The 12,332-nt window shown below is 66.3% G+C and carries 12 protein-coding genes and 1 tRNA gene; 3 read left to right on the forward strand and 10 right to left on the reverse strand.

The features are described 5' to 3' along the window. Positions 1-37: 37 nt before the first annotated feature. Together EV674_RS13510 and EV674_RS13515 are read left to right on the forward strand one after the other, a co-directional pair. Positions 38-1,399, forward strand: coding sequence for an MmgE/PrpD family protein (locus EV674_RS13510; RefSeq protein WP_119014091.1), 1,362 nt, complete (start codon positions 38-40; stop codon positions 1,397-1,399). Beyond that, a complete protein-coding gene (locus tag EV674_RS13515; RefSeq protein WP_119014092.1) occupies positions 1,396-2,265 on the forward strand; it encodes an HpcH/HpaI aldolase/citrate lyase family protein in 870 nt (289 codons plus the stop codon). The genes EV674_RS13510 and EV674_RS13515 overlap by 4 nt, the downstream gene beginning before the upstream one ends. On the opposite strand, the gene EV674_RS13520 is transcribed toward EV674_RS13515, so the two are convergent. From EV674_RS13520 to EV674_RS13540, 5 genes are all read right to left on the reverse strand, one after another. Beyond that, entirely contained in the window at positions 2,252-2,860 is a 609-nt protein-coding gene (locus EV674_RS13520) for a hypothetical protein (RefSeq protein WP_119014093.1), read from the reverse strand. The genes EV674_RS13515 and EV674_RS13520 overlap by 14 nt on opposite strands. 28 nt (positions 2,861-2,888) lie before the next feature. Beyond that, positions 2,889-4,376: an ABC transporter substrate-binding protein gene (locus tag EV674_RS13525; protein ID WP_119014094.1), complete on the reverse strand. Its 1,488-nt coding sequence runs from the start codon at positions 4,374-4,376 to the stop codon at positions 2,889-2,891. A gap of 56 nt (positions 4,377-4,432) precedes the next feature. Continuing rightward, positions 4,433-6,355: an ABC transporter ATP-binding protein gene (locus EV674_RS13530; protein ID WP_119014095.1), complete on the reverse strand. Its 1,923-nt coding sequence runs from the start codon at positions 6,353-6,355 to the stop codon at positions 4,433-4,435. A gap of 9 nt (positions 6,356-6,364) precedes the next feature. Further along, positions 6,365-7,249, reverse strand: coding sequence for an ABC transporter permease (locus EV674_RS13535; RefSeq protein WP_193552705.1), 885 nt, complete (start codon positions 7,247-7,249; stop codon positions 6,365-6,367). Positions 7,250-7,346: 97 nt separating this feature from the next. Beyond that, positions 7,347-8,309, reverse strand: a complete 963-nt coding sequence (locus tag EV674_RS13540; RefSeq protein WP_119014097.1) for an ABC transporter permease — start codon at positions 8,307-8,309, stop codon at positions 7,347-7,349. Positions 8,310-8,549: 240 nt separating this feature from the next. On the opposite strand from EV674_RS13540, the gene EV674_RS13545 reads away from it, so the two are divergent. After that, positions 8,550-8,807 carry a YfhL family 4Fe-4S dicluster ferredoxin gene (locus tag EV674_RS13545; protein WP_119014098.1) on the forward strand — a complete coding sequence of 86 codons (258 nt, stop codon included), beginning with the start codon at positions 8,550-8,552 and terminating at the stop codon, positions 8,805-8,807. 91 nt (positions 8,808-8,898) lie between these two features. Here EV674_RS13545 and pth read toward each other — a convergent pair whose 3' ends face one another. The 5 genes from pth to ispE all read right to left on the reverse strand — a co-directional run bounded on the left by pth (position 8,899) and on the right by ispE (position 12,321). After that, positions 8,899-9,510: an aminoacyl-tRNA hydrolase gene (gene pth, locus EV674_RS13550; RefSeq protein WP_119014099.1), complete on the reverse strand. Its 612-nt coding sequence runs from the start codon at positions 9,508-9,510 to the stop codon at positions 8,899-8,901. Between the two features lie 96 nt (positions 9,511-9,606). Next, positions 9,607-10,239 carry a 50S ribosomal protein L25/general stress protein Ctc gene (locus EV674_RS13555; protein ID WP_119014100.1) on the reverse strand — a complete coding sequence of 211 codons (633 nt, stop codon included), beginning with the start codon at positions 10,237-10,239 and terminating at the stop codon, positions 9,607-9,609. A 93-nt stretch (positions 10,240-10,332) separates the two neighbouring features. Further along, positions 10,333-11,307: a ribose-phosphate pyrophosphokinase gene (locus tag EV674_RS13560; protein WP_119014101.1), complete on the reverse strand. Its 975-nt coding sequence runs from the start codon at positions 11,305-11,307 to the stop codon at positions 10,333-10,335. A 46-nt stretch (positions 11,308-11,353) separates the two neighbouring features. After that, positions 11,354-11,430, reverse strand: a tRNA-Gln gene (locus tag EV674_RS13565). A 45-nt stretch (positions 11,431-11,475) separates the two neighbouring features. Next, positions 11,476-12,321 carry a 4-(cytidine 5'-diphospho)-2-C-methyl-D-erythritol kinase gene (gene ispE / locus EV674_RS13570; protein ID WP_119014102.1) on the reverse strand — a complete coding sequence of 282 codons (846 nt, stop codon included), beginning with the start codon at positions 12,319-12,321 and terminating at the stop codon, positions 11,476-11,478. Between the last annotated feature and the right edge of the window lie 11 nt (positions 12,322-12,332).

The following is a 12,332-nucleotide window of genomic DNA, read 5'->3' on the forward strand; positions in this document are numbered from 1 at the left end:
AGGCCGATTTGACTAAAAATTTACCAGGAGCCCCCGCATGCCCACTCCCAGCGCCCAACTGGCCGCCTTTGCCGCCCATCTGCGTTTTGAACACCTCCCGCAGGCCGTGGTTCGCAAGACCGAAGACCTGCTGGTGGACTGGTTTGGCTCGGCGGTGGCCGGGCACGGCTCGCGGCCCGTGGCCAGCATTGCCCGCTTTGCCCAGGTGATGGGCGCCGGGCAGGGCGCGGCAGAGGCCATCGTCTCGCGCACCAGCAACAGCCCCTATCTGGCGGCCATGGCCAATGCGGCCGCGTCGCACGTGGCCGAGCAGGACGATGTACACAACGGCTCGGTGTTCCACCCGGCCACGGTGGTGTTTCCGGCGGCGGTGGCGGTGGCGCAGGCCATGGGCGCCAGCGGGCGCGATCTGCTGACGGCCTCGGTGGCGGGCTACGAGGTGGGCATCCGCGTGGGTGAATTTCTGGGTCGCTCGCACTACAAGGTGTTCCACACCACGGGCACGGCGGGCACGCTGGCGGCGGCGGCTGCCGTGGGCCATTTGCTCAAGTTGGACGCACAGCAGATGCTGCACGCGCTGGGTTCAGCGGGCACGCAGGCGGCGGGCCTGTGGGAGTTTTTGCGTACCGCCGCCGACAGCAAACAGCTGCACACCGCCCACGCCGCTGCGGCCGGTTTGATGGCCGCCTACCTCGCGCAAGACGGCTTTACCGGCGCAGCGCAAATCCTGGAAGGCCCGCAGGGCATGGCCGCTGGCATGTCCAGCGATGCCGACCCGGCCAAACTGGTCGATGGCCTGGGCACCCGCTGGGCCACCGCAGAAACCTCGTTCAAATACCACGCCAGTTGCCGCCACACCCACCCGGCGGCCGATGCGCTGTTGCAGGTCATGCAGCAGCACCGGCTGCAGCCGGACGATCTGGCGGGGGTGGTCACGCACGTCCACCAGGGCGCTATCGACGTGCTGGGGCCGGTGGTGCGGCCCGTTACTGTCCACCAGAGCAAGTTCAGCATGGGCACCGTGCTGGCGCTGGTGGCGCAGTTTGGCCACGCCGGTCTGGCCGAGTTTGACCAGCACTTTTTGAGCGATGCCACCCAGGCCCTGCGCGACAAAGTGACCATGCAACTCGACGCGGAAGTCGATGGCGCCTACCCGCGCCGCTGGATTGGCAAAGTCACCGTCACCACCACCGATGGCCGCGTGCTGCATGGCCGTGTCGATGAGCCCAAGGGCGACCCCGGCAACACCCTGAGCCGCGACGAGATCACCGCCAAGGCGCTGCGCCTGGCGGCCTTCAGCGGCGGCGCCACCGCCACCGAGATGCAGCAGGCCGTAGACCGCCTGTGGCATGTGGCGCAGTGGCCGCGCGTGGGCCGCCTGCTGGGGGCCGACACATGACGCCAGCGGTACGCCCCCTGCTGGCCTGCGCGCGCAGCTTTTTGTTTGTGCCTGCCGACCGGCCCGAGCGCTACGCCAAGGCCCTGGCCAGCGGTGCCGACGCCGTCATCATCGACCTGGAAGACGCCGTGGCACCCGCCGCCCGTGCCGCCGCCCGCGCTGCGCTGCGCACCGCCTGGCCCGCGCTGGCCGCCGCCGACCGGGCGCGCCTGCTGGTGCGCATCAACGCCGAGGGCACGCCCTGGCACGCCGACGATGTGGCGCTGCTGGCCGCGCTGGTGCGCCAGGGCCTGGCGGGCGTGGTGCTGGCCAAGGCCGAGCGCGCGTCCACGCTGGCCGCCCTGGCCGCCGCCTGCCCGGGCGCGGCGTTGCTGCCGCTGGTCGAAAGCGCCGAGGGCGCAGCGGCGCTGGACGCGCTGGCGGGTGCGCCCCAGGTGCTGCGCCTGGTGCTGGGCCACCTCGACCTGCAACTGGATATGGGCATGGCCTGCGGCCCCGATCAGGCCGAGCTGGCGCCGCTGCGCTGGGCGCTGGTGCTGGCCTCGCGGCGCGCGGGCCTGGCCGCTCCGGTGGATGGCGTGACCACCGCCACCGGCGATGCCGCCGCGCTGGCGCAAGACACAGCGCGCAGCCGCCGCTGGGGTTTTGGCGCCAAGCTGTGCATCCACCCGGCGCAGATCGCCACCGTACATGCCACCCTGGCGCCCAGCGCCGCCGAGTGCGCCTGGGCCGAGCGCGTGCTGGCGGCGGCTGTAGCCGCTGCGGGCGGCGTGTGCGTGCTTGATGGCCGCATGGTGGATACGCCCGTCATCACCCTGGCCCGCCAGACGCTGGAGCGCCAGGCGCTGGGCGCTAGCCGCCTTTGATCAGCGCCAGGTAATCGCGGCGCGTGGCGGGCGACACCGACGCCACCAGCTGTGCATGCGGCGTCTTGTGCCGCGCCAGCACCCGTGCCGAGGCCACGGCCTGCGACTTGCAAAACCAGTGGCAGGTGTGCTGCATCAAGAACAGTTCTGCCGACATGGTGAAAGCCCGGTCACGCGGTGATGTGCTGGCATCTGCGGTGGCCGCGCTGGCAATGCCGCGCGCATGGATGGCCAGGGCCTGGCGCATGTCAAACGTGGCCTTTGGCAGCCAGACCTCGGCCAGCGGCAGGGGCAGGGCCAGGCGGCTGACGCGCGCGTCCTGCGCACTGACCTGGGAGAAATCCTTGGCAAAGCGGGCAAACTGCTCGCTCAACTGCGCCTCGGTGGTACTCAAAAGGCTCCAGATTTGCTCGCGCCGCTCGGGCGTGCTCTCGCCCAGGGCGCGCAGGTAGCCTTCGGTCAGGGCCTCCATCAGTTTTTCGATCTGGTAGTGGCCCAGGTGGCTGGCCAGCAGGGCAATGCGCTTGCGCTGTTGGCGTGCGTTGAGAAAGTAAATGCCTGCCGTGAGCAGCAGTGCCAGGGGAAGGATGTCCATGGGCAGCGTCCGTGTGCAAAACCCGTGCTCAAGACCAGTGCAGGGCCGAGAGGTCGTTGACAAAAATCGGCATGTCTTTCCACAGCCCCTTGAGCCGCTTGTCGGCCACCGTGACCCACTGCGGCTGGTACAAAAAGGCGTGCGCTGCATCTTCGGCCAGCAAGCGCTGGGCGTCGCCCAGCAGCCGGGCGCGGTCGGAGGGGCGCGCGGCCGTCTTGATCTGCTCGAACAAGGCGTTGAACTGTGGCGACTGGTAGCCCCAGTAATAGTCGGGCTTGGCAAAGTTGCCCAGGTCGAACGGCTCGACGTGCGAGATCAGCGTCAGGTCGTACTGCTTGCGGCCATAGGTGGCGCTGAGCCACTGCGCCCATTCCACGTTTTGCAGTTTGACGTGGATGCCGATTTTGGCCAGCTGCGCAGCAATCACCTCGCCACCCTGGCGGGCGTAGGGCGGCGGCGGCAGCGTCATGGTCAGCTCCAGCGGCAGCTTGACGCCCGCTTCGGCCATCAGCTTTTGGGCTTTGTCCAGGTCGTAGGGGTTGATGCCGGTGGTGTCCACGTAGCCAAAGGCGCCGGGCACGTAGTGGCTGCCAATGGCGATGCCGTAGCCGTCGCCACCGCCGTCAATCACGGCTTTGCGGTCGATGGCGGCAGCGATGGCGCGGCGCACGCGCACATCGTTGAGTGGCTTGCGCGCATGGTTGATGGCCAGAATGGTCTTGGCCCGCGAGCCGCTGACCACCACCTGAAAACGCGGGTTGGCCTTGAACTGCGCCACGCTGCGCGGCGTCACGCGCGGAAAAGCGTCGATATCGCCCGCCAGCAGTGCGGCCACCTGCGCCGCCGGGTCAGAAATGAAGCGGAACGTGGCCCGGCGAATGCGCAGCGCACCCGGGTTGCGAAAACCCGCCCACTGCTCCAGCGTGATGGAGGCGCCTTTGCTCCAGTGGCTGAGTTTGTAGGGGCCGGTGCCCACGGGCTTGGTGGCGTTGGTGGCGGCGCTTTGCGGCTCGACGATGATGGCCGTGGCCTGGCCCAGCACGAACAGAAAATCGGGGTCGATGTCCTTGTTGATGATGACCACGGTGTGGTCGTCCACCACCTGGGTGGTCAGGCTGGCAAAGGTGCGTTTGTCTTTGTTGGTGCTTTTGTCCCCGCCCGCGCGGTCGAACGAGAACTTGACCGCTGCCGCCGTGAAGGGCACGCCGTTCTGGAATTTGACACCCTTGCGCAGCCGCAAGGTGGTGGTGCGCAGGTCGGGCGATACCTCCCAGCTCTCGGCCAGCAGGGGCGAGACGCTGCCATCGGCGTTGATTTTGGTCAGCGTCTCGAAGATGTTGTAGTGCACGATTTCGCCAATGGCCGAGGCAGCGCCCGCCGTGGGGTCCAGCCCCGGCGGCTCCAGCGTCAGGGCCAGAACCACGGTGTCTTTTTTGTTCTGTGCCAGCGCCTCCAGCGAGGTCAGGGGCACGGTGGCGATGGCGCCGGTGGCAAGCAGGGTGCGGCGGGTCAGCATGTGGGGGTGTCTCCAGGCAAAAACAGAAATACGGTGGCAGCGTGCAGCCGGGCTTTTTACACCATGGGCACCGCCATGCGGCGCGCGTGTATGTATCCGGGTGCAATGCGGGGCACGGCGTCCACCAGCGTGCGGGTGTAGGGGTGCTGGGCGTTCTGGAACAAATCGCCCGGCGCACCGCGCTCGACGATGCGGCCCTGGTACAGCACCAGTACCTCGTCGCACAGGTGGTTGACCACGGCCAGGTCGTGGCTGATGAGCAGATACGTGACGCCACACTGCTGTTGCAAGTCCTGCATCAGGTTCAGCACCTGCGCCTGCACGGATACATCGAGCGCGCTGACCGGCTCGTCGGCCACGATCAGGCGCGGGCGGGTGATGAGGGCGCGGGCAATGGCAATGCGCTGGCGCTGGCCACCGGAGAACTCGTGCGGGTATTTGTCCAGGTCGCTGCTGCGCAGGCCCACCTGGGCCAGCACGGCAGCGGCCTGCGCGCGCTGCTCGGCCCGGCTGGCGGTGCCCAGCGCTTGCAGCGGCTCGGTGACGATGCGTTCAATGCGCTGGCGCGGATCAAGCGAGCCGTAGGGGTCTTGGAACACCATCTGCATATCGCGCCGGGCCTGGCGCAGCGCCTGCGCGGGCAGGGCGTGCAGGTCTTGGCCCAGCAACTGCACGCTGCCTGCGCTGGGCGTGTCCAGCGCCATCACCAGCCGCGCCAGGGTGGATTTGCCCGAGCCCGATTCGCCGACGATGCCCACGCTGCGCCCGGCCCGCACCACAAAATCCACGCCTTGCAGCGCGTGCAGCTGGGAGCGGGGGGCGAACAGGTGCTGGCGCGCCAGCGGGTAGCTGCGGGCCAGGGCGCACACTTGCAGCAGGGGCGGGTCGGATGCGGGCGTGTTTCGTGCATCAAAACGGCCTCTAGCCCTTGCGGGTTGTGCGCTAGCAGCTATCAACCCAGGAGCGATTGGCGCCGTGCCCAGTGCGCTGCCCAGCGCAGGCGCCATGGCCTCGGGGCGCAGGCAGTAGGCCACGTGGTCGCCAGTCACCTGGACGGCGGGGGGCGGCGTGGTGTGGCAGGTGGGCAGGGTGAAGGCGCAGCGCCCGGCAAAGGGGCAGCCGCTGGGCAGGTCGGCCAGCTCGGGCACGGTGCCGGCGATGGTGGCCAGGCGCGGGCGCTGCCCGGTGGGCGCCACCGGCGCCATCTGCGGGCGCGCCGCCAGCAGGCCGCGCGTGTACGGGTGTGCCAGCGCAGAAAACACCGACGCCGTGGCGCCGCGCTCGACCACGCTGCCGCCGTACATCACCAGCATGCGATCGACGTTTTGCGCGATCACGCCCAGGTCGTGCGAGATCAGGATCAGCGCCATCTGGCGCTCGGCCACCAGCTCGGCGATCAGGGCCAGGATTTGCTGCTGCAACGTCACGTCCAGCGCGGTGGTGGGCTCGTCGGCAATCAGCAGGTCGGGGCCACAGGCCAGCGCCATGGCAATGGTGATGCGCTGGCGCTGCCCGCCCGAGAACTGGTGCGGGTAGGCGTCCATGCGCTGCGCGGCGTTGGCGATGCCCACACGCTCGAGCAGCGCCTGGGCCTGGCCTCTGGCCTGCGCGCGCCCCAATCCGCTGTGCAGGCGCAGTGGCTCGGCCACCTGGTCGCCAATGCGGTGCAGGGGGTTCAGTGCCGTCATGGGCTCCTGGAACACCATGGCCATGCGCTGGCCCCGGATGCGGCACAGGGCGGCGTCTGGCAGGCCCAGCAGCTCCTGGCCATCGAGGCGGATGCTGCCGCTGGCGCGCGCGCGCTCGGGCAGCAGCCCCATCAGCGCCAGCGCGGTGAGCGATTTGCCGCAGCCCGATTCGCCAATCAGGCCCAGGGTTTCGCCGCGCTCCAGGGTGAAGTCCAGGCCGCGCACGGCCTGCGCCAGGCCACGCGGCGTGGGCAAGGCGATGTTCAGTTGGGACACTTGCAGCAGGGGCATGTTCTACCTTCAGCGCTGGCGCGACAGGCGCGGGTCGAGCAGGTCGCGCAGGCCGTCGCCCAGCAGGTTCAGGCCCAGCACGGCGAGGGCGATGGCCACGCCCGGCCACACCGCCAGCAGCGGCGCCTGGAACATCAGCGTTTGCGCCTCGCTGAGCATGCGCCCCCACGAGGGCGCGGGCGGCTGCGTGCCCAGCCCCAGGTACGACAGCGCCGCCTCGGCCAGGATGGCAATGGCAAATTGCACCGTGGCCTGCACGACCAGCACCGGGGCGATGTTGGGCAGCACATGCTCCAGCGTGGTGCGCAAGCGGCCCTTGCCGCAGGCGCGCGCGGCCAGAATGAAGTCGCGCGCCCACACCGCGTTGGCTGAGGCCCGCGTGACCCGCGCAAAGGTCGGGATATTGAAGATGCCAATGGCGATGATGGCGTTGCCTATGCCCGCCCCCCACACCGCCGTGAGCATGATGGCCGACAAAATCGCCGGGAAGGCGAACGTGAAATCGCACAGCCGCATGGTGATCTCTTCCACCCAGCCGCGCTGCGCCGCAGCCCACAGCCCCAGCACCGTGCCCACCGACAGGCCGATGCCCACCGCAATCGCGCCCACCACCAGCGAGTTGCGCGCACCCACCAACAGCAGCGATGCCACGTCGCGGCCAAAGGCATCGGTGCCCAGCCAGTGCTGGGCGCTGGGCGCTTGCAGCTTGGCGGGCAAGTCCATGGCGTAGGGCGACCAGGGCGTCCACACCAGCGACAGCGCCGCGCAGGCCAGCAGCAGCGCCACCAGCACAGCGCCCAGGGCAAAGCTGCGGTGGTGCAGTGCGCGCGCCAGCCAGCCGGGGGCGGCATGGGGTGCGCTGGTGGCGGGCAAAGGAGGCGGGTGCGGTGGCATGGCAGCGGCAGAGGAAGGCAGTCGGGCGGTGAGGCGGGCAGGGCAGCGGTGGAGTGGGCAGTCGGGCGCTGGCGTGGTCAGGGCGGTCAGGCCCGGTTCAGAGGTCGCGGGCCTGCACGCGCGGGTCAATGGCGCCATAGCACAGGTCAACGACAAAGTTCACGGCAATCACCATGGCAGCCAGCAGCATCACGCAATTGCGCACCACGATCAGATCGCGGTTGGCAATCGACTGGAAAATCAGCCGCCCCAGACCGGGCAGGTAAAACACGTTTTCGACCACGATGGTGCCTGCCAGCAGGTTGGCAAACTGCAGCCCCATCACCGTTACCACCGGCACCATGGCGTTGCGCAGCACATGGCGCCACAGCGCGGCGCGCTGGCCCAGGCCCTTGGCGCGGGCGGTGCGCACAAAGTCTTCGCGCAGCACCTCCAGCACCGCCGAGCGCGTGGTGCGCGCCAAAATCGCCGCCTGCACGACAGCCAGCGACACGGCGGGCAGCAGCAAAGCCTTCAAGCCCGGCCACAGGCCACCGCCGCTGTCCTCGCTCCAGCCCGGAAACCCGCCCGCCGCAAACCACTGCAACTGCACCGAGAACAGCAAGATCAGCAAGATGGCGAACCAGAAATTGGGAATGGCAATGCCCAGTTGCGCCAGGGCCATCACGCCCACATCGCCCAGCCGGTTGTGGCGTGAGGCGGCATACACCCCCGCCGCCAAGGCCAGCACAGTGGCCAGGGCCATGGCCAGCAAGGCCAGCGGCACCGTCAGCGCCAGGCGCTCTTGCACCAGCTCAAGCACGGGCGTGCCGTAGGCGTGGCTCTCGCCCATGTCGCCTTGCACAAGGCCGCTGATCCACTGGCCGTAGCGGTGCAGGGCGGGCTGGTCCAGGCCGAGCTGGGCGCTGAGCTGGGCCACGGCCTCGGGGTCGGCGTCGGCGCCCATCAGGGTTTGCGCAGCGTTGCCGGGCAAAATCTCCAGCACTGCAAACACCACCACCGAGGCAGCGGCCAGCGTGCCCAGCAAGGTGGCGAAGCGTTTGAGCAGAAACAGTCCCATGGAAGGTGTTTGGCGGGTGGCAGGCGATGCGGTGGGGGGGCGTGCAGGGCCAGGGCCTGTCAGCGGACGTTAAGGGAGTGGCAGCATAGCGGCAAAACACCCCTGATGCCGGTGGTGGGGTTGTGCCGCGCCGCTGCACCAGTGCGGGCACCGGAACGGGATAATCCGGCCCATGACCGCTGCCCCGTACCGCCGCTACCCTGCCGCCCCACCGCCTTGCCATCCCGCCCGGAGTACGCCATGGCACTGATGATTACCGATGAATGCATCAACTGCGATGTGTGCGAGCCCGAGTGCCCGAACCAGGCCATCTTCATGGGCCCCGACATCTACGAAATCGATCCCGCCAAATGCACCGAATGCGTGGGCCATTTTGAGGAGCCGCAGTGCATGCAGGTGTGCCCCGTCTCCTGCATCCCGGTGGACCCCCGCCACGTGGAAAGCCGGGAAACGCTGTGGCAAAAGTTCGAGCGCCTGCGCGCGGCTGCGCCCGGTTGATGTGCCCCAGTGCCCTGGCAAGAGATTTTCAGGTCAAATCGGCCTCAAAGGCTTGTGCAGTAAGCGCAAGCAGCTATCAAAATAATAGTATTTAGACTGCTGCATCAGGCCGAGGCGGCTTGGGTCGGGGCGGTTTGGTGGTGTGGATGAGCAGCGTGGCCTTGTCCATCTCGCCCGCCAGCAGCGCAGGCCACGCCTTGAGCGAGTGGGCAATGCTGTCTTCGATCAGCGTGCGCTGGTCGGGCGCGGGTTTTTTCAGCACCCAGTTGGCCACATCCGATTTCACGCCGGGGTGGCCAATGCCGATGCGCAGGCGCCAGTAGTCGGGCGAGCCCAGCTGGGCATGGATGTCGCGCAGGCCGTTGTGCCCGGCGTGGCTGCCACCGCGCTTGAGCTTGACCTGGCCGGGGCTGATGTCCAGCTCGTCGTGCGCCACCAGAATCTCTTCCGGCGTGATCTTGAAAAAACGCGCCAGCGCCGCCACCGATTTGCCCGACAGGTTCATGAAGGTTTGCGGCTCCAGCAGCCAGACCGTATGGCCATGCACCGTGGCGCGCGCCGCCAGCCCCCAGTAGCTGCGCTCGGGTTGCAGCGTGACCTTGAGCTCGCGAGCCAGCGCATCAATCCACCAAAACCCGGCGTTGTGCCGCGTGGCCTCGTACTCGGGCCCGGGATTGCCCAGGCCGACAAACAGTTTGATCATGCGAAGAATTATCAGGGGCCTAAAAGCCAACGGCCCACGCAAGGTGGGCCGTTGAGAGGGAGCAGCCGCGTGCGGCTGCCAAGCCAGTGGGGTGGCTTACTTCTTCTTGCCCTTGCCCTTGGCAGGAGCGGCGGCAGCGGCTTCGGCAGCACCGGCTTCGAGCACCACGGCTGGCGGCACCACGGCGACCACCACGGGGTTCTTCTGGCTGCCACGCACCACCAGCGTTGCGCCCTTGGGCAGCGGCACGTCTTGCAGGTGCAGGGCTGCGCCCTTCTTGAGGCTGCTCAGGTCCACGGTGATGAACTCGGGCAGGTCCGAAGGCATGCACGAGACGTTGATTTCGGTCATCACGTGGTTGACGGTGCACTTGTCGGCCTTGACCGCAGGCGACTCTTCAGCGCCGACGAAGTGCAGTGGCACCTTCAGGTGCAGCTTGGTTTTGTCATCGACGCGTTGGAAGTCGATGTGCAGCACTTGCTGCTTGTAGGGGTGGTATTGCACATCGCGCAGCACCACTTTGTGCGTTTGGCCAGCCACTTCCATGTCCAGCACGCTGGAGTGGAAAGCTTCTTTCTTCAGGGCGTGCCACAGGCTGTTGTGGTCGATTTCGATGGTTTGGGGTTCAGTAGCACCACCGTAGACGATGCCGGGCGCGCGGCCCGAATTGCGCAGACGGCGGCTCGCACCCGTGCCTTGCTTGGCGCGCTCAAAAGCGACGAAGTTCATATCAAATCTCCATGGGAAATGCACCGCGACCAGTGTCATTTCAGGTTAAAAAAAGGCCCCCGAGAACCGGGAGCCTCTGTGGTGTTCCAAGACTCAGAACAGGTCGTTCTGGTCTGAGAACAAACTCATCACCGATTCGCCTTTGGCAATGCGCTGTATCGTCTCAGCGATCAGCGGTGCCACCGAGAGCTGGCGGATTTTGGCGCATTCCTTGGCGGCTTCGCTCAAGGGAATGGTGTTGGTCACGACCACTTCATCCAGGGCCGAGCCCTTGGTGATGCGTTCAATGGCAGGGCCCGAGAAGATGGGGTGCGTGCAGTAGGCGTACACCTTTTTGGCGCCACGGGCCTTGAGCACTTCAGCCGCTTTGACCAGGGTGCCAGCAGTGTCGATCATGTCGTCCATGATCACGCAGTTGCGGCCTTCGATTTCGCCGATGACGTGCATGACTTCCGACACATTGGCCTTGGGACGGCGCTTGTCGATGATGGCCAGATCACAACCGAGTTGTTTGGCCAGAGCACGGGCACGCACCACGCCACCCACGTCAGGAGAAACGACGATGAGGTCGTCGTATTTCTTCTGGTTCAGGTCGCCCAGCAGCACCGGCGAGGCGTAGATGTTGTCCACGGGGATATCGAAAAAACCCTGAATCTGGTCGGCGTGCAAGTCCATGGTCAGCACGCGGGCCACGCCCACGGCTTGCAGCATGTTGGCTACCACTTTGGCCGAGATGGGCACGCGGCTGGAGCGGGGACGGCGATCCTGGCGGGCGTAGCCGAAGTAGGGGATCACCGCGCTGATGCGTTCGGCAGATGCACGCTTGAGCGCATCGACCATGATCAGCAATTCCATGAGGTTTTCGTTCGTGGGTGCGCAGGTGGACTGCACCACGAAGACGTCGCGGGCACGAACGTTTTGTTTGATTTCGACAGTGACTTCACCGTCCGAGAAGCGACCTACGTCTGCTGCACCCAGAGTGGTTCCAAGGTGTTGGGCGATTTCAGCAGCCATGCCAGGATTGGCATTGCCGGTGAAAACCATGAAGTCGGGTTGGTTGGCTTGCATGAGCGGCCCAGCAGTCTGAGATTAGTGCCTGTATGCGGCAAATATTTGGCAGGGGAAGAAGGATTCGAACCTTCGCATGCCGGAATCAAAATCCGGTGCCTTAACCAGCTTGGCGACTCCCCTACACGGGTTGGCTGCCGCGTGGCAACCAACCTTTAACTTTTCACCTTAAACCCAGTCTTTTAATGGATGGGTTTGCAGGTTTTCACACTGTTTGACTTGCCACTCGCCGGGAGATTGGCTGAAGTCAACTTGGTGCGATATCCTTGCAAAAACTGCGCTTCCAGAGCCCGTCATTTTACCGCGTAATTTGTGCAAATCAAGCCAATTAAGGACTTTTTTTACATCGGGACACAGCGCTTCAGCGGTGCTCTGCAAGTCGTTTTGACCAAAATCAAAATGTTTTGCAGCGAAGCCTGCGATTGTAGCACTGACTGAATCGCGTTTGAGCGTAGGTGATGAAAAAATTTGTGGAGTATCCAATCCTGCGGCGGGTTTGATCACCACAAAACGTGCCGACGGGAGTGCGTGCTCGGGGGGGAGCGGCGTAATAGCCTCTCCGATGCCCTCTACCCAGGCGTTGTCTCCGCACAGGAAAAAGGGTACGTCCGCTCCCAGCGTCAGGCCAATGCGCATCAGGGTCGGGCGATCCAGGTTCAGGTGCCACAGCCGGTTCAGTGCCAGCAGCGTAGAGGCCGCATCGGAAGAACCGCCGCCCATGCCCGCCTGGGCTGGCACTTGTTTGAGTACGCCGATGTGCGCGCCCAGGGCGCAACCAGTGGCCGCTTGCAGTGCACGTGCAGCGCGCACCGTCAGGTCATCCGGGGGCAGGGGCGCGCCCAGGTCTTCGCGACTGATGTGTCCGTCATGGCGCAACGCAAAGTGCAGGGTGTCGCTCCAGTCGATCAGCATGAACACCGATTGCAGTAGGTGGTAGCCATCGGGGCGGCGCCCGGTGATGTGCAAAAACAGATTCAGCTTGGCGGGCGCGGGGACGTCATAGAGTGCTTGCACAGCTTGTGTTC

Origin of the sequence: Simplicispira metamorpha (assembly GCF_004341365.1) — a bacterium.
Lineage (GTDB): Bacteria > Pseudomonadota > Gammaproteobacteria > Burkholderiales > Burkholderiaceae_C > Simplicispira > Simplicispira metamorpha.